Origin of the sequence: Microbispora sp. ATCC PTA-5024 (assembly GCF_000511135.2) — a bacterium.
GTDB lineage: Bacteria > Actinomycetota > Actinomycetes > Streptosporangiales > Streptosporangiaceae > Microbispora > Microbispora corallina.
This window is the reverse complement of record NZ_KI866527.1, coordinates 516,885-535,947: the sequence shown is the minus strand read 5'-3', so window position 1 is coordinate 535,947 and position 19,063 is coordinate 516,885. Positions and strand designations below refer to the sequence as shown.

The 19,063-nt window shown below is 69.4% G+C and carries 21 protein-coding genes and 1 riboswitch; of the genes, 14 read left to right on the top strand and 7 right to left on the bottom strand.

Going from position 1 to position 19,063, the window contains the following annotated elements; translation table 11 throughout:
- Window positions 1–185 (top strand): hypothetical protein (locus MPTA5024_RS36945; RefSeq protein WP_036332783.1); only part of this gene is annotated, 185 nt, incomplete at its 5' end.
- 77 nt (window positions 186–262) lie between these two features.
- Here MPTA5024_RS36945 and MPTA5024_RS43070 read toward each other — a convergent pair.
- The 4 genes from MPTA5024_RS43070 to MPTA5024_RS36930 all read right to left on the bottom strand — a co-directional run bounded on the left by MPTA5024_RS43070 (window position 263) and on the right by MPTA5024_RS36930 (window position 2,754).
- Window positions 263–436, bottom strand: coding sequence for a hypothetical protein (locus MPTA5024_RS43070; protein WP_198167618.1), 174 nt, complete (start codon window positions 434–436; stop codon window positions 263–265).
- A 62-nt stretch (window positions 437–498) separates the two neighbouring features.
- Window positions 499–1,035: a YbhB/YbcL family Raf kinase inhibitor-like protein gene (locus tag MPTA5024_RS36940; protein ID WP_036332781.1), complete on the bottom strand. Its 537-nt coding sequence runs from the start codon at window positions 1,033–1,035 to the stop codon at window positions 499–501.
- A 23-nt stretch (window positions 1,036–1,058) separates the two neighbouring features.
- Complete coding sequence (locus tag MPTA5024_RS36935; protein WP_198167617.1) at window positions 1,059–1,856, bottom strand: ABC transporter ATP-binding protein; 798 nt, start codon at window positions 1,854–1,856, stop codon at window positions 1,059–1,061.
- A complete protein-coding gene (locus MPTA5024_RS36930; RefSeq protein WP_036332779.1) occupies window positions 1,849–2,754 on the bottom strand; it encodes an ABC transporter permease in 906 nt (301 codons plus the stop codon). The genes MPTA5024_RS36935 and MPTA5024_RS36930 overlap by 8 nt, the downstream gene beginning before the upstream one ends.
- Window positions 2,755–3,147: 393 nt before the next feature.
- Here MPTA5024_RS36930 and MPTA5024_RS36925 point away from each other — a divergent pair, with 393 nt between their 5' ends.
- The 5 genes from MPTA5024_RS36925 to MPTA5024_RS36905 all read left to right on the top strand — a co-directional run bounded on the left by MPTA5024_RS36925 (window position 3,148) and on the right by MPTA5024_RS36905 (window position 8,872).
- Window positions 3,148–4,833, top strand: a complete 1,686-nt coding sequence (locus MPTA5024_RS36925) for a peptide ABC transporter substrate-binding protein (protein WP_036332777.1) — start codon at window positions 3,148–3,150, stop codon at window positions 4,831–4,833.
- Window positions 4,834–4,960: 127 nt separating this feature from the next.
- A complete protein-coding gene (locus MPTA5024_RS36920) occupies window positions 4,961–5,887 on the top strand; it encodes an ABC transporter permease (protein ID WP_036332775.1) in 927 nt (308 codons plus the stop codon).
- Window positions 5,880–6,827: an ABC transporter permease gene (locus MPTA5024_RS36915; RefSeq protein ID WP_036332773.1), complete on the top strand. Its 948-nt coding sequence runs from the start codon at window positions 5,880–5,882 to the stop codon at window positions 6,825–6,827. Before MPTA5024_RS36920 ends, MPTA5024_RS36915 begins: the two co-directional genes overlap by 8 nt.
- A 13-nt stretch (window positions 6,828–6,840) precedes the next feature.
- Window positions 6,841–7,872, top strand: a complete 1,032-nt coding sequence (locus tag MPTA5024_RS36910; protein ID WP_198167616.1) for an ABC transporter ATP-binding protein — start codon at window positions 6,841–6,843, stop codon at window positions 7,870–7,872.
- Window positions 7,856–8,872 (top strand): ABC transporter ATP-binding protein, encoded by a 1,017-nt coding sequence (locus tag MPTA5024_RS36905; protein WP_036332771.1) that lies wholly within the window; start codon window positions 7,856–7,858, stop codon window positions 8,870–8,872. The genes MPTA5024_RS36910 and MPTA5024_RS36905 overlap by 17 nt, the downstream gene beginning before the upstream one ends.
- A gap of 25 nt (window positions 8,873–8,897) precedes the next feature.
- Here the strand turns inward: MPTA5024_RS36905 and MPTA5024_RS36900 are convergent, their stop codons facing one another.
- Window positions 8,898–9,704 (bottom strand): SAM hydrolase/SAM-dependent halogenase family protein, encoded by an 807-nt coding sequence (locus MPTA5024_RS36900; RefSeq protein WP_269750667.1) that lies wholly within the window; start codon window positions 9,702–9,704, stop codon window positions 8,898–8,900.
- A gap of 94 nt (window positions 9,705–9,798) precedes the next feature.
- Between MPTA5024_RS36900 and MPTA5024_RS36895 the strand changes: the two genes are divergently transcribed.
- The 3 genes from MPTA5024_RS36895 (at window position 9,799) to MPTA5024_RS36885 (ending at window position 11,585) form a co-directional block, all read left to right on the top strand.
- Window positions 9,799–10,080: a DUF3263 domain-containing protein gene (locus tag MPTA5024_RS36895; protein ID WP_036332767.1), complete on the top strand. Its 282-nt coding sequence runs from the start codon at window positions 9,799–9,801 to the stop codon at window positions 10,078–10,080.
- Between the two features lie 4 nt (window positions 10,081–10,084).
- Complete coding sequence (otsB, locus tag MPTA5024_RS36890) at window positions 10,085–10,882, top strand: trehalose-phosphatase (RefSeq protein ID WP_036332765.1); 798 nt, start codon at window positions 10,085–10,087, stop codon at window positions 10,880–10,882.
- A 103-nt stretch (window positions 10,883–10,985) separates the two neighbouring features.
- On the top strand, window positions 10,986–11,585 hold the full coding sequence (locus MPTA5024_RS36885) for a hypothetical protein (RefSeq protein ID WP_157099926.1): 600 nt from the start codon (window positions 10,986–10,988) through the stop codon (window positions 11,583–11,585).
- Here the strand turns inward: MPTA5024_RS36885 and MPTA5024_RS36880 are convergent.
- Together MPTA5024_RS36880 and MPTA5024_RS36875 are read right to left on the bottom strand one after the other, a co-directional pair.
- Window positions 11,551–12,720 (bottom strand): MFS transporter, encoded by a 1,170-nt coding sequence (locus MPTA5024_RS36880; RefSeq protein WP_084370289.1) that lies wholly within the window; start codon window positions 12,718–12,720, stop codon window positions 11,551–11,553. The two genes, MPTA5024_RS36885 and MPTA5024_RS36880, sit on opposite strands and share 35 nt — an antisense overlap.
- Before the next feature lie 61 nt (window positions 12,721–12,781).
- Window positions 12,782–14,203 (bottom strand): alpha,alpha-trehalose-phosphate synthase (UDP-forming), encoded by a 1,422-nt coding sequence (locus MPTA5024_RS36875; RefSeq protein WP_036332760.1) that lies wholly within the window; start codon window positions 14,201–14,203, stop codon window positions 12,782–12,784.
- A 103-nt stretch (window positions 14,204–14,306) separates the two neighbouring features.
- Here MPTA5024_RS36875 and MPTA5024_RS36870 point away from each other — a divergent pair, with 103 nt between their 5' ends.
- The 5 genes from MPTA5024_RS36870 (at window position 14,307) to groL (ending at window position 19,057) form a co-directional block, all read left to right on the top strand.
- Window positions 14,307–14,858, top strand: coding sequence for an RNA polymerase sigma factor (locus MPTA5024_RS36870; RefSeq protein WP_036332758.1), 552 nt, complete (start codon window positions 14,307–14,309; stop codon window positions 14,856–14,858).
- Window positions 14,859–14,973: 115 nt separating this feature from the next.
- Window positions 14,974–15,115, top strand: a riboswitch (SAM riboswitch).
- Window positions 15,116–15,129: 14 nt separating this feature from the next.
- Entirely contained in the window at window positions 15,130–16,380 is a 1,251-nt protein-coding gene (gene thrC, locus MPTA5024_RS36865) for a threonine synthase (protein WP_036332756.1), read from the top strand.
- Between the two features lie 44 nt (window positions 16,381–16,424).
- On the top strand, window positions 16,425–16,700 hold the full coding sequence (locus tag MPTA5024_RS36860; protein WP_036332754.1) for a MoaD/ThiS family protein: 276 nt from the start codon (window positions 16,425–16,427) through the stop codon (window positions 16,698–16,700).
- Between the two features lie 257 nt (window positions 16,701–16,957).
- Window positions 16,958–17,158 (top strand): cold-shock protein, encoded by a 201-nt coding sequence (locus tag MPTA5024_RS36855; RefSeq protein ID WP_030509192.1) that lies wholly within the window; start codon window positions 16,958–16,960, stop codon window positions 17,156–17,158.
- 276 nt (window positions 17,159–17,434) lie between these two features.
- Entirely contained in the window at window positions 17,435–19,057 is a 1,623-nt protein-coding gene (gene groL, locus MPTA5024_RS36850) for a chaperonin GroEL (RefSeq protein WP_036332750.1), read from the top strand.
- Window positions 19,058–19,063: the final 6 nt, after the last annotated feature.

Genomic DNA, 19,063 nt, shown 5'->3' with positions numbered 1-19,063 from the left:
ACCTGAACGCCGACGCGGACGCCGCCGTGACCACGGCCGGGAACGACGCCTCCGGCGCGGGCGACACGACCGCGCAGGCCGCGGACCAGGCCGCGAGCGCGGCCTCCTCGGCGAGCGCCACGGCCGCCGCCACCGCCTCCACCCTGCCGGCGACGCTCTCGCGCGCGCCGCGCATCGGGCAGTAGCAGCGCCAGAACGGCGACCCACCCCGCCGTACGCGACATGAGGAACGGCCGGCGCCCGCGAGGGGCGCCGGCCGTTCTCAGTTGGCCTGGCTGGTCGCCGAGGCGCGCAGATGGGTGCGCCGGGCGATCTGGGCCTGCAGGCGGGCCATCTGCCAGTGAAGGTCGAGGAGCTGCTCGGTGATCGTCCCGACCGGTAGCTCCGAGGGATCTTCGGCGGCCAGGTTGTCGATCGCCGTCGCCAGGTCGCTCATCCCGCCCCTCCCCTACGTCGAATCTCTGTTCGAATCATAGTGGAACGGGCGGCCCTGAGGTATCAGGTTTCGTACACAGGTGCGATGAATCCGCGGGCGAGCGTGTTGGCGGTGACGTTGAACCCGACCACCGCGGGCGGCGTGTCGCCGTCGACGCCGAGCTTCTCCACGCTCAGCGCGTGGACGGCGAACAGATAGCGGTGCGGGTGCCCGGGCGGCGGGGCGGCGCCGCCGTACGACTTCTCGTTGTAGTCGTTGCGGGCGTGCTGGGCGCCCTCGGGCAGGCCCTTGAAGTCGGGCGCGGTGCCCGCCCCGGTGGGCAGCTCGGTCACGCTCGCCGGGATGTCGAACAGCACCCAGTGCCAGAACCCGCTGCCCGTCGGGGCGTCGGGGTCGAAGCAGGTCACCGCGTAGCTCTTCGTGCCCTCGGGGGCGCCGGACCAGCGCAGGTGCGGGGAGAGGTTCTGCCCGCTCACGCCCCAGCCGTTGTACACGTGCGCCTCGGGCTTGGGCTCGCCGTCGCGCACGTCGTCGCTCTCGACGGTGAGCGCGGGCACCTCGGGAAGGTGGTCATAGGGAATCGGTGGCGGCGTCGGCACGGTTCACCCCTCCTGTCGATCTGTCAGGCCTTGTTGTAGGCGTCCAGGACCTCCTGAGGGTCGCCCTCCATCTTGATCTTTCCCTTGTGCAGCCAGATGACCCGGTTGCACGTCTCCTCGATGACGTCGAGGTTGTGGGCGACCAGGAAGACGGTCCCGGCGGCTTCGCGCATCTGCATGATGCGCTCCTGGCTCTTGCGCTTGAAGTCGCGGTCGCCGGTGGCCAGCGCCTCGTCGATCAGCAGCACGTCGTGGGTCTTCGCCGAGGAGATCGCGAAGCGCAGCCGCGCTCCCATGCCGGACGAGTAGGTCGACATGGGGAACTGGACGAACTCCCCGATGCCGGAGAAGTCGACGATCTCGTCGTACCGCTCGCGCACCTCGGCCGGCGACATGCCCATCGCGTAGCAGCCGAGCACGATGTTGCGCTCGCCGGTGAGCTCCTTCATGAGGGCCGCGTTGACGCCGAGGAGGGAGGGCTGGCCGTTGGTGTACACGGCGCCCTTGTGCGGCGGCAGCAGCCCGGCGATGGCCCGAAGCAGCGTCGACTTGCCGGAGCCGTTGCGCCCGATGATGCCGATGGCCTCGCCGTGGTGTGCGACGAAGGTCACGCCCTTGACGGCGTGGACCTCCTTCATCTCGGGGCGTCCCTGCCGCCGTACGAGGCGCATGAGGGCGTTGGCCGCGCTGCCCTTCTGGGACTCGCTGGTCGAGCCGTACACCTTGTAGACGATGTGGAGGTCGTCGACGATCACGGTCGGCGTACCGACCGTCTGGTCTTCGAGGGCCACCTGGGACAGCTCCTTGGTCAGCTCAGCCACGGCCGTACCTCTCCTCGGCCCGCCAGAAGTACCAGAAGCCGACGATCAGTGCGAACACTGCCCAGAATATGCACGTCGTCCACGCCCATCGCTCGGGGAACCTCTCGTAGATGAGCAGGTCGCGCATGAACTCGATGTAGGCGGCGGCCGGGTTGAACTCCAGCGCCCACCGCAGGACGCTGTGCAGGTCCTTGGTCCTGTCGCTGATGGCGTAGAAGACGCCGGAGGCGTAGAGCCAGGTGCGCAGGATGAACGGCAGCAGTTGGTTGATGTCCCGGGCGAAGGCCCCGACGCGGGCCATGAACAGCGCCATGCCCATGTTGAACAAGAACTGCATGAGCAGCGCGACCGGCACCAGCAGCCACAGCATGGTGACCGGCAGCCCCATGACCAGGATGAGGACGACGAGGACGGCCATCGACCAGCCGAGGAGCTGAAGCTCCTGGATGGTGTACGCCAGGGGCAGCGCCGCCCGGGGGAAGTGCAGCGCCCGGATGAGCGACAGGTTCGAGGAGATCGACTTGGCCCCGCCGGTCACCGTGCGCTGCGTGAAGGTGAAGACCATCACACCGGTGACGAGGAACGCCGGGTAGTGCGCGATGTGCTTGGCCTGGGCCAGGATGACGCCGAACATCAGCCAGTAGACGGCGGCGTTGAGCAGGGGCGTCAGCACCTGCCACAGCTGGCCGAGCGCCGACTCCGAGTATTTGGAGACGTTCCTCGACGTGGCGTAGGTCAGGATGAAGTGCCGCCGGTCCCACAGTTGGCGCAGGTAGGCGGGCATGCTGGGGCGTGCGATGGCGCGTCGCAACCCGTGACGCGCGGCGAGCGCGGCCAGTGACTCCGGGGCTCGGCCGCCCGCCTGGGCGTCCGCGAGCGCGGATTCCGGCTGGCTCATGGCATGGACTCTATTGGATGGAGGTCGGTGGACGGCTGTCGCACCGGGAGCGGCTTCCGACTTGGTCAAAGGTAGCCCACGACATCGTGATAAGGGGACAACGGCACGGGACTCGTAGTGACCGGACACTCAAGGTGACGGGAAAGGGTGATATATGTACGATATGGGGGCTTTGCGGCCCTGCTAGGCATTTGGTGTCCGCGCACTAGATATGGTGTGACGCCCCACTGACGCACGTGTGACCGAACTGCAACGCGCCAGATACTGCTCTGGTGTGTCGGGTGAGGGATGCTCGCGGACGACTGGCAGGACGTCAGCTGGCTTGACCGCGCCCGGCAAACCGGGGGTCTCACCAGCCCGAACGCCCAACCTTAGAGGGAGGACCTATCCACTATGCGCGTGACTAAGGGCGCGAAGATCGCCACCGGCACCGCGCTGCTTGCGCTCGGCGTCGCCGCGTGCGGCGGAGGCAGCGGCGGCTCGGGTGGCGGCGGCGACAACCCCCGCGCGGCCAACGGCACCGTGTACATCCGCGGTTGTGAGCCCCAGACCGGTTTCGTCCCCGGCAACATCAACGAGACCTGCGGCGGCACGATCAACGACTTCGTGTACAGCAAGCTCGTGAAGTACAACACCGACACGGCCGCCCCCGAGCTCGACGAGGCCGCGTCCATCGACACGACCGACAACACGGTCTGGACGATCAAGCTCAAGCCGGGCCTCAAGTGGACCGACGGCACTCCCGTGACGGCGAAGAACTACGTCGACGCGTGGAACTACACGGCGTACTCCCCGAACGCGCAGCTCGGCAGCTTCTGGTTCGGCGACATCAAGGGCTTCGACAAGGTCAACACCCAGGACCCCGACGGCCCCGACGGCCCGAAGCAGGCGCCGAAGCCGGAGACCGACAAGATGTCGGGCCTCGAGGTGGTCGACGACCTCACGTTCAAGGTGACCCTGACCTCGCCCGTGGCCGTCTTCCGCACCAAGCTGGGCTACTCCACGTTCGCGCCGCTCCCGGACGCCTTCTTCAAGGACCCCAAGGGCTTCGCCTCCAACCCGATCACGAACGGCCCCTTCAAGTTCGTGAAGTGGGACCACAACTCGCAGATCGTGGTCGCCGCCAACCCCGACTACGCGGGCGCGGAGAAGCCGAAGGTCAAGCAGATCGTCTACAAGATGTACAAGGACGACGACGCGGCCTACGCGGACCTGGTCTCCAACAACCTCGACTTCACCGAGCTGATCCCGCCGTCGGCGCTCGCCGGCGACAAGTGGAAGAGCGACCTGGGCGACCGCGCGATCGAGGGCCAGCAGGGCACGATCCAGACGGTGACCTTCCCGCTGTACGACAAGGAGTTCGGCGGCAACGCCGACTTCCGCAAGGCGATCTCCATGGCGATCGACCGGAAGACGATCACCGACAAGATCTTCAACAAGGGTCGTGTGCCGATCGACAGCTGGGTCTCCCCGATCGTCGAGGGCTACAAGGCCGGCTCCTGCGGCGAGCTGTGCACCTACGACCCGGCCAAGGCCAAGGAGTACCTGGCGAAGGCCAAGGCCGCGGGCTACACCCCGCCCAAGGAGTTCCCGATCTGGTACAACGGCGACTCCGCGCACAAGGAGTGGGTGGACGCCACCGCCAACAGCATCAACCAGGCGCTCGGCAGCGACGCCGGGTTCACCGTGGTGGGCAAGGCGATGCCGACCTTCGCCGAGTTCCGCGACACCATCACGCAGCACAAGATCAAGGGCATGTTCCGTACCGGGTGGCAGATGGACTACCCGCACATCGAGGACTTCCTGAACCCGCTGTACAAGACCGGCGCCTCCAGCAACGACGGCCTCTACAGCAACAAGGCGCTCGACGAGAAGCTGCACGAGGCTGACACCTCGACCGACCCGGCCCAGGCCACCGCCCACTACCAGGAGGCGGAGGCTATGCTTGCGCAGGACCTGCCCGCGATTCCGCTGTGGTCGTACGGTCTGCAGGCCGGCACCTCGAAGTGGGTGACGGGTGTGAAGGTGACGCCGTTCGGCGAGCTCGACCCGCTGTCCATCGCGATCAAGGAAGCCTAGCCTCCGGCTCGCACGTCCTCCGAGGCCGGTTCCGGACCGGGACCGGCCTCGGCGGCTGTCCGATCACGCCTTCCCCGTGCCGATCCTCGGGGACGCACGTAGACCTCGCGAACGACTGGAGGTGCGCATGGGCCGATATGCGATCCGGCGCCTGCTGCAACTCATACCCGTGGTGCTCGGCACGACGTTCTTGATCAACTACATGGTCTGGCAGCTGCCGGGCGACCCGTTCGCCGGGCGTTGCGGCCAGCGTCCATGTCCCGACAGCTACGTCAGTGCCATGAGGGCCCAGTTCGGCCTCGACCAGCCGATGCTGGTGCAGTACGGGCACTTCCTGAAGAACATGCTGACGGGCGACCTCGGCGTCGACTTCAACCAGGTCCCCGTCCTCGACCAGCTCGGGGCGGCCTGGCCCATCACGATCCGGCTGGCCCTGCTCGCGGTCGCCATCGAGGCCGTCATCGGCATCGGCGCCGGCGTCCTGTCGGGCCTCAAGCGCGGCGGCTTCCTCGACAACCTGGTGACGATCTCCACGCTGTTCCTGCTGTCGCTGCCGGTCTTCGTCACCGGCTACCTGCTGCAGTGGCTGCTCGGCGTGCAGCTGCACATCATCAACCCCACGGTGTCGGACGAGGCGACGGTGAGCGAGCTCATCGTCCCGGCGTTCGTGCTGGCCAGCATCAACATGGCGTTCACCGCCCGGCTGACCCGGACCAGCATCGTGGAGAACCTGCGGTCCGACTACGTGCGCACCGCGGTGGCCAAGGGCCTGACGAACCGCCGGGTGGTGGGGATCCACCTGCTGCGCAACTCGCTGGTCCCCGTGCTGACGTTCCTCGGCACCGAGATCGGCTCGCTCATGTCGGGCGCGATCATCACCGAGGGCATCTTCAACATCCACGGCATCGGCGGCATGCTCTACCGGGCCATCACCGGGCAGGACTACACGATCGTGGTCCCGGTGGCGACCCTGCTCGTGCTGGTGTACCTGATCTCCAACCTGCTCGTCGACCTCCTCTACGGCGTGCTCGACCCGAGGATCCGCTATGAGTGAACCGACCGCGATGCAAGACCTCCTGAACGCGGAAGGCCCCGCGGCGGTTCCCGGCCTCGGCCGTCCCGACCGGGCGCGGAGCCTCTGGCGCGACACGTGGGACATCCTGCGCCACCGCAAGATCTTCTGGGTCTCGCTGGTGATGCTGGTCGCGTTCCTCCTCATGGCGGCGTTCCCGACGCTGTTCACGCACAAGAACCCCGAGTACGCCACGCTCGCGAAGAGCATGGAGGGACCGAGCGCCGAGGCCTGGTTCGGGTACGACCTGCAGGGCCGCGACGTCTTCGCCCGGACGATCTACGGGGCCCGCACCTCGATCATCGTCGGCGTTCTGGCCACGCTCCTGACGGTCCTGCTCGGCGGCGTCGCCGGCGTCCTGGCCGCCTACTACTCCCGCTGGCTCGACTCCGTGCTGTCCCGCGTGGGCGAGATGTTCCTCGGAGTGCCGTACGTGCTGGGCGCCATCATCATCCTGGGCACCATCGCCCCGGCGCAGTCCAGCCCGGACAAGGTCACGATCATGGCGGTGGTCATCGTCGTCCTGGCCGTGCTCGGCTGGCCGATCCTGATGCGCATCGCGCGCTCGGCCGTGATCCAGGCCAAGCACCAGGACTACGTGCAAGCCGCCCGCGCGCTGGGGGCGGGTCCCGCCCGGATCATCTTCCGGCACATCCTGCCGAACTCGCTCGCGCCGATCCTCGTGTACTCCACGATCACGATCGGCAGCTACATCGGCGCCGAGGCGACGCTCTCGCTGCTCGGCATCGGCCTGCGGGCGCCGGTCATCTCGTGGGGCATCGCGATCGCCGACCACACGTCGTACATCAGGACCGGCGCGCACGCCCTGTTCTTCCCGGCGGCGTTCCTGTCCCTGTGCGTGCTGACCTTCGTCATGCTCGGCGAGGCCGTGCGCGACGCCCTCGACCCCAAGCTTCGCTGAGGAGGCACAGCGAGTGACAGAAGTGCTTTCCGAACACGTGGGCAGCGGATCCGCCGGCGGCGCCCTGCTCGAGGTGGAGGACCTCCACGTCGAGTTCCGGACGCGGGCGGGCGTCGCCAAGGCCGTCAACGGCGTCACCTACAGCGTGGACGCGGGGCGGACGCTGGCCGTGCTGGGCGAGTCGGGCTCCGGCAAGAGCGTGACCGCCCAGACCATCATGGGCATCCTCGACATGCCGCCGGGACGCATCACCGGCGGCCAGATCCGTTTCCGCGGCGTCGACCTGCTCAAGCTTCCCGAAGACCAGCGCAGGAAGATCCGCGGCGAGGGCATCTCGATGGTCTTCCAGGACGCGCTGTCGGCGCTGAACCCGGTGTTCCCGGTGGGCTGGCAGATCGCCGAGATGTTCCGCATGCACCGCGGCACGTCCCGGTCGGACGCCAGGAAGAAGGCCGTCGAGCTCATGGACCGGGTGCGCATCCCGGCCGCCAAGGAGCGGGTCAACGACTTCCCCCACCAGTTCTCCGGCGGCATGCGCCAGCGCATCATGATCGCCATGGCGATCGCGCTCGACCCCGAGGTCCTGATCGCCGACGAGCCCACGACCGCGCTCGACGTGACCGTCCAGGCGCAGATCATGGGGCTGCTCGCGGAACTCCAGCGCGACAGCAACATGGGCCTGATCCTGATCACCCACGACCTCGGCGTGGTCGCCGACGTGGCCGACGAGATCGCCGTGATGTACGGCGGCCGTATCGTGGAGAAGGCGCCGGTGCACGACCTGTACCGGAACCCCGCCCACCCCTACTCGAAGGGGCTGCTGGAGTCGATCCCGCGGGTCGACCTCAAGGGCCAGGAGCTGTACGCCATCAAGGGCATGCCGCCCAACCTGCTCGAGATGCCGACGGGCTGCGCCTTCCACCCGCGCTGCCCGTACCGCCAGGACAACTGCGTGACCGACGTGCCCCCGCTGTACACGATCAGTGGCACCCGCGGCAGCGCCTGCCACTACTGGAGGGAGGTCATCGATGACGGCTCCCGCTGAGTCGATCCTCGAAGTACGGGACCTGGTCAAGCACTTCCCGCTGACCCAGGGCATCGTCTTCAAGCGGCAGATCGGCGCCATCAAGGCCGTCGACGGGGTCTCCTTCGACCTGCACCGGGGTGAGACGCTGGGCCTCGTGGGCGAGTCGGGCTGCGGCAAGTCGACCCTGGCCAAGCTGCTGATGGCGCTGGAGCGGCCCACCTCGGGGTCGGTGCGGGTCAACGGCAGGGACATCACCCAGGCCAAGGGCGGCGAGCTCAAGCGCATGCGCCGCAACATCCAGATGGTCATGCAGGACCCGTACACCTCGCTGAACCCGCGGATGACGGTCGGCGACATCGTGGGCGAGCCGTTCGAGATCCACTCGGACGTCGTGCCCAAGGGCGGGCGGCGCCGCAAGGTCCAGGAGCTGCTGGAGGTCGTGGGCCTCAACCCCGACCACATCAACCGCTACCCCCACCAGTTCTCCGGCGGCCAGCGGCAGCGCATCGGCATCGCCCGCGGGCTCGCGCTGCAGCCCGAGATCATCATCTGCGACGAGCCGGTCTCGGCCCTCGACGTGTCGATCCAGGCCCAGGTCATGAACCTGCTGGAGCGCCTGCAGAACGAGTTCAACCTGGCGTACATCTTCATCGCCCACGACCTGTCGGTGGTCCGCCACATCTCCGACCGGGTGGCCGTGATGTACCTCGGCAAGATCGTCGAGCTCGGCCGGGACAGGGAGATCTACGAGCGCCCGACCCACCCGTACACGCAGGCGCTGCTGTCGGCGGTGCCGGTGCCCAACCCGGAGGGACGCGAGCAGCGGCAGCGGATCATCCTGCAGGGCGACCCGCCGTCGCCGGCGAACCCGCCGTCCGGCTGCCACTTCCGCACCCGGTGCTGGAAGGCGCAGGACATCTGCGCCCAGCAGGAGCCCCTGCTGCAGCTCCGCCAGGGGAGCGACCACCCGAGCGCGTGCCACTTCGCCGAGGCCAAGGACGTCGTCAACGCCCAGTGACCGCCGGCGCTCGCCGTGAGCGCGGTCAGCGTCCGGGTGACAGCCGCACGTGGGCGCCGGGGGGCAGCCCCAGGCGCTCCGCGGCGTCCCCGGCGTTGATCGCCAGGGCGACCAGCCCCGCCGAGTCGGTGAAGGCCACCAGGTCGCCGGGCGGCACCGCGCTGAACGTCTCCCGGTACGGGACCAGGAGCTGACGCCGCCCGAGCCACACGGCGAGGTTCTCCCCGACGTGGGCGCCCAGCTTGCCGAGGTCCCCACAGGTGATCGACAGTTGGACGTTGCCGTGGCGGTCGACCGAGAGCACCTCCCCCTCGGCGGTGCCGTCCCTGAGCCGGCAGGTCGGCGCGGGCAGCGCCACCAGCCGGTCGAGCGGCAGCGGCGGCCCGACGTCGGCGACCGGCCGCCCGGTCGACAGGTGGGCGGCCACCGGCGCGAAGACGTCCCGTCCGTGGAACGTGGGCGAGACGTTGTCCAGGAACAGGTCCTGGTTGGTGATCTCGTACGCGGCTTGCGGCCCGCCCGCCGCGTGGACGGCCCACGACAGCACGCCGTTGTCGGGCCCCACGAAGATCCGGCCGCCCGCCTCCACGGCGACCCCGCGCCGCGTGCCGCCCACCGCCGGGTCGACGACGGCGAGGTGCACGCCGGCCGGGAGGTACGGCAGGGTCTGCGCGAGGATCGCGGCCCCCCGCCGCACGTCCCCGGCGGGGACCAGGTGGCCCACGTCGATGATCCGGGCCTGCGGGGCTATGCCGACGATCACACCGTGGCAGGCGGCGACGAAGCCGTCTTCCAGCCCGTAGTCGGTCAGAAGCGTGATTACACAGGTCACACCTGGTGACATTACGTCTGCCGATCCGGCCTGAACACCCCGGGTTCGCCTACTACGATGAGGGCGGGTTTGCGAGCCCTCGAGGAGGAACGGAATGGACACCGAACCGGCCGGCGACGAAGGGCTCGTCCTCTCCGACCGCGATCGCGAGATCCTCGCGTTCGAGCGGCAGTGGTGGCGCTACGCGGGGGCCAAGGAGCAGGCGATCCGGGAGGCGTTCGGGATCTCCGCCACCCGGTACTACCAGTTACTCGGGGAGCTCATCGACCGACCGGAGGCCCTGGAGCACGACCCCATGCTGGTCAAGCGGCTGCGCCGGATGCGCGCCACCCGTCAGCGCGACCGGGCCGCGCGCCGGTTCGGGATGAGGCCCTGAGGCCATGACCCTCCCCCGCCACGAGGGGCTCGACGCCATCCTGGCCGACCCCGCCGGCGCGGTGATCGGGCTCGACTTCGACGGCACCCTGTCCCCGATCGTCCCCGACCCCGCCGCGGCCCACGTGCACCCCGAGGCCCCCGGCGTGCTCGCCGACCTGGCCGGCCGCCTGGGCGCCGTCGCGATCGTCACCGGGCGCCCGCCGCTCACGGCCCTCGCGCTGGGCGCCACCGCGGGAGGCCCGTCCCTGGAGGACGTCCCCGGGCTGGTGATCCTCGGCCACTACGGCCTCGAACGCTGGGAGGACGGCCGAATCAGCGCGCCGCCCCCGCCGCCCGGGCTCGACCTCGTCCGCGCCCGGCTGCAGGAGATCGCCCGCTCCCTGGACGGCGTCGTCGTCGAGGACAAGGGCCGCGCGGTGGCCGTCCACACCCGGCGCGCCCCCGATCCCGCGGCGGCCCTGGAGGCGCTGCGCGAGCCCGTGGCCGCGCTGGCGGCCGAGGCGGGGCTGGCCGTCGAGCCGGGCCGGATGGTCCTGGAGCTCAGGCCGCCGGGGATGGACAAGGGCAAGGCGCTGTCGTCGTTCCTCGCCGAGCGTGAGGCGCGGTCGGTGATGTTCGTCGGCGACGACCTGGGCGACCTCGCGGCCTTCGACGCGGTGGACCGGGCCGGGATCCCGGGCGTCCGGGTGTGCAGCGGCTCGGCCGAGGTGACGGCGCTCGCGGAGCGGGCGGACGTCGTCGTGGACGGCCCGGACGGGGTGGTGGCCTTCCTCCGCGAGGTCCGCGCCGCCCTGGACTGACGCCCGGGAAGCCGAGCGGCCCTGGGCCGGGGTCGGAGAGGCGCGCGGAGGGGTGCAGCGGCCGTCAAGCGTTCTGCAAGCGGCGGCTTCTAGCCTTCGAGCCATGATGAAGAAGACGATCACGGCCGCCGTGGCCGGCCTCGCCGTCCTGGCCGCGCCCGCGGCCGCGTTCGCGAGCGACACCGCCGCCACGAGCGGCACCAAGCAGCTGCACCTGCGCAAGGGCCTCACGCTCACGATCCCGAAGTCCTGGAAGGTGTACGAGCAGGACAAGGACTGGCTGCGGGTCGTCACCGGCCCCTGCCCCACGGTCGGCACCGACATGTTCGGCTTCCGCGACTCCGGATGCCACAGCTTCTGGGTCATGGGCCCGAAGGCCATCAAGGTGGGCCACGAGCTCTTCAACCCCTACACCCCGGACGGCGCGTTCTACCCCGCCACCGACGTCGGGCCGTGCCCGTACGACAAGAAGCTCTACATCGGCCACATGACGCTCGCCGCGAAGAGCCTGCGGCAGATCGGCCCGGGGCACAAGGCGTACTACCGCAAGTGGGCCGGCACCTGCGTGACCACGACGACCTTCAAGGTCAAGGGGCACTACAACCAGCGCGAGTGGTACCTGCCGACGTCGAAGATCCTGGTCATCGACCAGTGGGACGACCCGCGGCTCAGCGGGATCCTGAAGAACGCGACCTGGAGCTGACGATCCCCACGGCCGCCAGCCCGATCAGGCCGGGGGCGAGCAGGAACGCCGTATGCGTGCCGAAGCCGTCGCCCAGCGCCCCCAGGACGAACGGGCCGCCGCCCGAGCCCGCGCCCGCCCAGATGGAGGCCGCGCCCGACGCCTGGTCGGGGCGGCCGCCCGACACCTCGATCAGGCGGGCCAGCCCCATCGGGTACTGGACCGAGATGCCGAGCCCGCTCAGGGCGAGTCCGGCGTAGCAGACTAGGACGGAGGCCCCGGCCCAGAAAAGCGTCCAGCCCGCCAGGGCCACGCCGAGAGCGCCCAGCAGGATCGACGTCGGCGGGAGCCGCAGGACCAGCCACGCGCCGCCGAACCGGCCCGCGGCCATGCCCGCGAGCATCGCGGTCAGCCCGGTCGCCGCCGCGCCCGCCGACAGTCCCGTCCGCTGGGCGAAAAGCTCAGCTGCCCACAGGTTGAAGGCGAACTCCAGGGCGACGCAGCACAGCAGCACGAAGCCGACGACGTGGAAGCGCCAGCCGTACGGGACCCTGGGGCCGGCGACGGCGGGCGGCGGCGGGACAGGCGCCGGCGGCACCCAGACCCGGCCCATGAGCAGGGCCAGCAGGGCGGTGGCCGCCACCGGCACGAACAGCGCGGACCGCCAGCCGGCGGGAGACTGCGCCAGCACGCTGAACGCGAAGGTGATGGCGATGCCGGCGGTCACGGCGACGGCGTTGGCCTCGCTGATGGCGGCCGCCCCGGCCGGGCCGTGGTGGTCGCTGAGGGCCGCCGTGATCGCGTACAGCGCGACCGAGCCGCTGCCTCCGGCGAGGGTGAAGCCGGAGAGCGTGAAGGGCAGAGCATGACCGAACGCGATGAGGAGCACGCCGGCGTTCATCCCCGCCATCCCGGCCCAGGCGACGGCCCGGCGCCCGAAGCGCCTGGTCAGCGTGGGCAGGGCCAGCCCGCCGGCGACGCCGCTCAGCGCCATCCCGGTGCCGTGCAGCCCGGCGACGGCCTGGGAGACGCCGAGCTCGGCGCGCAGGAGGGGCGTCGCGGCCGACAGGCCGTACAGGTACGTGGCGAACGTGGCGAGCTGGAGGTAGATCAACCAGGTGGGGCGATCCCTGATGAGCCTCGTGTTGCGGTCCAAAGCCAGGCAAGGCTAACGCACGCCGCATCGCGGGCCCACGACTCCCGGCGGGGGACCCTCGTCAGCCCAGGGCGGCGAGCTGGTCCTCGAACCAGCGCAGCGGCGGCAGGGCCGTGGCCGCCTCCCGCAGCCGGGCCCCGCGCTTGAGCCGCTCCTCCTCGGGCATCGTCAGCGCCTCGTGCAGGGCGCCCGCCGTCCCCGTGACGTCGAACGGGTTGACCAGCAGCGCGTCCGCCCCCAGCTCGGCCGCCGCGCCCGCCTCGCGGGACAGCACCAGCGCGCACCGCGGCGACAGGATCGGGCCCTCCTTGGCGACGAGGTTCATGCCGTCGCGGATGGGGTTGACCAGCAGCACGTCGGCCATCCGGTAGGCGGCCAGCGACCGCGGATAGTCGTCGTGCACGTTGAGGATCAGGGGGTCCCAGTCCTCGGTGGCGTACTCGTCCTCGATCTCCTTCGCGCACCGCTGCACGGCGGCGGTGTACTCGCGGTACTCGGGCAGGTCGTGCCGGGACGGGTAGGCGAAGGCCAGGTGGACCACCCTGCCGTGCCACTCGGGATGCCGGGCCAGGAACTCCCGGTAGGCGGTGAGCCCGCGCACGATGTTCTTGGACAGCTCGGTCCGGTCGATCCGGACGATCAGCTTGCGGTCGCCGACCAGATCGCGGATGGCCGCCATGTGCGACTCCACGTCGGGCTCGGCCGCGCGCCGCCGCAGCGCCTCGCCGTTCACGCCCAGCGGGTGCACGCCGATCTGGGTCGTGCGGTCGTCGTACGAGACGACCCCGGCGGCGTGGTCGACGTGGGCGCCGAGGAAGGTCTCGCAGCAGTCCATGAACGCGCGGGCCCATCGCGCGGTGAGGAACCCGGCGTGGTCGGCCCCGAGGATGCCGGTGAGGACCTCCGCCACGACGTCGTCCGGCAGCAGCGAGAAGTACTCCGGGGGCGCCCACGGCGTGTGGCTGAAGTGGGCGATCCGCAGGTCGGGCCGCTCGACGCGGAGCATGGCCGGGGTGAGGGTCAGGTGGTAGTCCTGCACCATGACGCGGGCCCCGTGGCCGGCCTCCTCGGCCAGCGCGAAGGCGAACGCGCCGTTGTAGTCGCGGTACGACTCCCACTCGCGGCGGAAGCGCGTGCCGAACTCCGGCGTCAGGGGCGTGTTGTACAGCAGGTGGTTGACGAACCAGAGCGTCGAGTTGGCCACCGCGTTGTAGGCCCGGTGGAAGACGGCCGGCGGGATGTCGAGCATCCGCACCGGCCCGGTGTCGAAGGCCTGGTCGAGCCGGCCGCCCGGCGCGAGCCGCACCGCGCCGCGGTCGCCGTCGGACAGGGCCGCGCAGACCCACAGGACGTCGCCGTCCCTGACCACCTCGGAGAGCCCGGAGACCAGTCCGCCCCCGCCTCGCCGCATGGTGAGCGCGCCGTCGTCGGAGAGCGTGAACGACACCGGCCCTCTGTTGGAGGCGATCAGGGTAGTGCTCATGTTCGGCTCCCCCGGGACTGAACGGTCGGGCATGCCGGAAGATTAATAAAAGCCGACCTTCGTCAATAGGATGTCAAGCGATCGAGGAAGGGCTGGATTCGGCATGGCACTGGACGAGACGACCGAGGACCTCGCCCGATCGGCCGCCCAGGGTGACCACCGGGCGCTGGGCGAGCTGCTGCGCCGCATCGAGCCCGACGTGTTGCGGCACTGCGAGCGTCTTCTACCGTACCGGCAGGACGCCGAGGAGGCGTCACAGGACACGCTGCTGGCCGTGGCGCGCAACATCGGCAGGTTCGAGGGCCGGGCCAAGTTCAGCACGTGGCTGCACATCGTGACCGTGAACTGCGCGCGGACCACCTATCGCAGCCTCAAGCGGCGGGCGTCGGAGCAGGCGGAGGAGCTGCCCGACCAGCGTCCCGACCCGCGCAGGGTCAGCGTCATCGCCGGCTCGCGGCTCGACCTGCTGGACGCCATGGAGGCGCTGGAGGCCGCGCGACCCGACCTGGCCCAGGCGCTCGTGCTGCGGGACATCTGCCAGCTCGACTACAACGAGGTCGCCGACCAGCTCGGCATCCCCCTCGGGACGGTCAAGTCCCGTATCCACCAGGCGCGCAAGTACGTCCAGACCGCGCTCGGCGAAGCGTACGGCTGACTTCCGCGGTGTCTCTGGGTGATACGGAACGTCTCGCCATTTGAGACGTTGGAACGGACACCGGGGACGGCGGGGTACAGTGCTAGGGACCCTTCGCGGGTCGACAACTGAATATTGCTCATCCAGAGGGGTGGAGGGACCGGCCCTGCGAAGCCCCGGCAACCCTCCCGGTGACCGAACTCGTGCCTCACGAGGCCGGCCGGGACAGGTGCCAATTCCGGCTCGTGACCAGGGTGGTCACCGAGCGAAGATGAGGGAAAGGCCTCGCTTCATGGCGCACACGAACGCTTCCGACTTCGGCCCCGCCACCGGTCTGTCCTGCCGCGAGTGCGGCGCGATCTACGACCTCGGCCCGATCTTCGCCTGTGCCGAGTGTTTCGGCCCTCTCGAAGTGGCCTACGACTTCGGCGAGGTCCGCCGGGAGGACATCGAGTCCGGCCCCACGAACATCTGGCGCTACCGTTCGCTGCTCCCCGTCCCGCCGGACGTCGCGGCCAAGCCCAACCTGCAGCCCGGCTGGACCAAGCTCGTCAGGGCCGACCGCCTGGCCGCCGAGCTCGGCCTGCGGTCGCTGCACGTCAAGGACGACTCCGGCAACCCCACCCACTCCTTCAAGGACCGGGTGGTCGCGATCGCGCTGGAGGCAGCCCGCACGTTCGGCTTCCACACGCTGTCGTGCTCGTCCACCGGCAACCTCGCGGGCGCCGTGGGGGCCGCCGCCGCCCGCGCCGGGCTCGACTCCTGCGTGTTCATCCCCTCCGACCTCGAAGAGGCCAAGATCACCATGGCCTCGGTGTACGGCGGCCGGCTCGTCGGCATCGAGGGCACCTACGACGAGGTGAACCGCTTCTGCTCCGAGCTGATCGGCGACGAGCTGGGCGAGAAGTGGGGCTTCGTCAACGTCAACCTCCGGCCCTACTACGCCGAGGGCTCCAAGACGCTGGCGTACGAGATCGCCGAACAGCTCGGCTGGCGGCTGCCCGAGCAGATCGTCATCCCGGTGGCGTCCGGCTCCCAGCTCACCAAGGTCGACAAGGGCTTCCGCGAGCTGATCAGGCTCGGGCTGGTCGAGGACCGGCCGTACAAGATCTTCGGCGCGCAGGCCGAGGGGTGCTCGCCGGTCTCCCAGGCGTACAAGGCCGGGCAGGACGTCGTCCAGCCGGTCAAGCCGGACACCATCGCCAAGTCCCTCGCCATCGGCAACCCGGCCGACGGGCCGTACGTGCTGGACATCGCCCGGCGGACGGGCGGCGCCGTCGAGGACGTGACCGACCGCGAGGTGGTCGACGCGATCCGCCTGCTGGCCAGGACCGAGGGGATCTTCGCCGAGACCGCGGGCGGCGTGACCGTCGGCGTGCTGGCGAAGCTCGTCCGCGAGGGCCGCCTCGACCCCGAGGCCGAGACCGTGGTCCTCAACACCGGCGACGGGCTCAAGACGCTCGACGCGGTCGCCGAGCACGCCCGCCCGTCGGCCGTCATCCGGCCCTCGCTCGCGGCATTCCGTGCGGCTTTCGCCAACTGAATACGTTTCCTCAGACCCACCCGAAGCTAGAAAGCGAGCCAAAAATGAGCGTTTCCGTACGGATTCCGACGATTCTGCGTACGTACACCAACGGAGCCGCGGAGGTATCCGGGGACGGTGGAACGCTCCGGGAGGTCCTGCAGAAGCTCGACGCGGACTATCCGGGCATCGGCGGGCGCATCCTCGACGAGACGGGCAAGATCCGGCGTTTTGTCAACGTCTATGTCGGTGAAGAGGATGTCCGATTCGCCGAGGGCCTGGACACCCCCACACCTGACGGAGTGCACATCTCCATCATCCCCGCTGTCGCCGGCGGGTGAGCCTGGAGGTGCCCGGTGAGCACCTGACATGCGCTTCTATCGTTGTAGAAGTCAAACGGCCCTAAGCGAAATGGTGCAATTCTCAACTATCGAGCAGTAAAGTTAATATTCTCCGATCCTGCTATGAGCGAACGCCGCGTAGTAGTTTGCGGATTGACTCTGTTGTCCTACGCCTTGACACGGGTATGGTCGAAGACGATCGACGAAACCGGGGGCTTCTTGTGTGTGGTCCCCAGCCCAGCAAGAGGAGTCGGAAAGTGGCGCAGGGCACCGTCAAATGGTTTAACGCGGACAAGGGCTACGGCTTCATCGCGGTAGACGGTGGGAAGGATGTGTTCGTCCATTACTCGGCAATCATGATGGACGGCTACAAGGCCCTCGAGCAGGGCCAGCGGGTTGAGTTCGACATCACGCAGGGTCAGAAGGGCCCGCAGGCGGAGGCGGTCCGGGCCGTCTGATCCCGTCGAGGACTACACAGAAGGCCTGGCCCGCCCGTGCGGGCCGGGCCTTCGGCGTGTTTCCCGAGGTGGCGGACGTACCCGTCCAAGCTGGTCAGCAGGGCTTCCGCTTGCACTCGCAGGGGTAGAGTGCTAAATACATGTTTGGCACTCTGAGGTCGAGAGTGACAACAACCGGGATCGGGGCGATGGGGTCCGCGCAGGAGCGGGCCCATGCCGTCGCGGGCGTCGGCTCGGTCCGCTGCAAGCCACCCTGCTACTGGGAGGTCTAGCCTTATGGCAGCCAAGATGATCGCGTTTGACGAGGACGCCCGGCGCGGTCTCGAGCGCGGTATGAACCAGCTCGCCGACGCCGTCAAGGTGACCCTCGGCCCCAAGGGCCGCAACGTCGTGCTGGAGAAGAAGTGGGGCGCCCCCACGATCACCAACGACGGTGTCTCCATCGCGAAGGAGATCGAGCTCGAGGACCCGTGGGAGAAGATCGGGGCCGAGCTGGTCAAGGAGGTCGCGAAGAAGACCGACGACGTCGCCGGTGACGGCACCACCACGGCCACCGTGCTCGCCCAGGCGCTGGTGCGGGAGGGTCTGCGCAACGTGGCCGCCGGCGCCAACCCGATGGCCCTGAAGAAGGGCATCGAGGCCGCCGTCGAGCGCGTCAGCGAGGAGCTCTCCAAGCTCGCCAAGGACGTGGAGACCAAGGAGCAGATCGCCTCCACCGCCTCCATCTCCGCCGCCGACACCGAGATCGGCTCGCTCATCGCCGAGGCGATGGACAAGGTCGGCAAGGAAGGCGTCATCACCGTCGAGGAGAGCAACACCTTCGGCCTGGAGCTTGAGCTCACCGAGGGCATGCGCTTCGACAAGGGCTACGTCTCGGGCTACTTCGTCACCGACCCCGAGCGCATGGAGGCGGTCTTCGAGGACCCCTACATCCTCATCGTCAACTCGAAGGTCTCCGCGAACAAGGACCTGCTGCCGCTGCTCGACAAGGTCGTGCAGTCCGGCAAGCCGCTGGTCATCATCGCGGAGGACGTCGAGGGCGAGGCCCTGGCCACCCTGGTCGTCAACAAGATCCGCGGCCTGTTCAAGTCCGTGGCCGTCAAGGCCCCCGGCTTCGGCGACCGCCGCAAGGCCATGCTGGGCGACATCGCCACCCTGACCGGTGGCCAGGTCATCTCCGAGGAGGTCGGTCTCAAGCTCGAGAACGCCACCCTCGACCTGCTCGGCCGCGCCCGCAAGGTCGTCATCACCAAGGACGAGACCACGATCGTCGACGGCGCCGGTGACGCCGAGCAGATCGCCGGTCGCGTGAACGAGATCCGCGCCGAGATCGAGCGCACCGACTCCGACTACGACCGCGAGAAGCTCCAGGAGCGCCTCGCCAAGCTGGCCGGCGGCGTCGCCGTCATCAAGGCCGGCGCGGCGACCGAGGTCGAGCTGAAGGAGCGCAAGCACCGCATCGAGGACGCCGTCCGCAACGCGAAGGCCGCGGTCGAGGAGGGCATCGTCCCCGGCGGTGGCGTGGCCCTGCTGCAGGCGGGCGCCAACGCGTTCGACAAGCTCGAGGTGAACGGCGACGAGGCGACCGGTGCGGCGATCGTCCGCAAGGCGCTCGAGGAGCCGCTGAAGCAGATCGCCGTCAACGCCGGCCTCGAGGGCGGCGTCGTGGTGGAGAAGGTCCGCAACCTGCCCGCGGGCGAAGGCCTCAACGCCGCCACCGGCGAGTACGTCAACATGTTCGAGTCGGGCATCATCGACCCGGCCAAGGTGACCCGCTCGGCGCTGCAGAACGCGGCGTCCATCGCGGCGCTGTTCCTCACCACCGAGGCCGTCATCGCCGAGAAGCCCGAGAAGGAGAAGGCCCCCGCCATGCCCGGCGGCGGCGACATGGACTTCTAGTCCGCG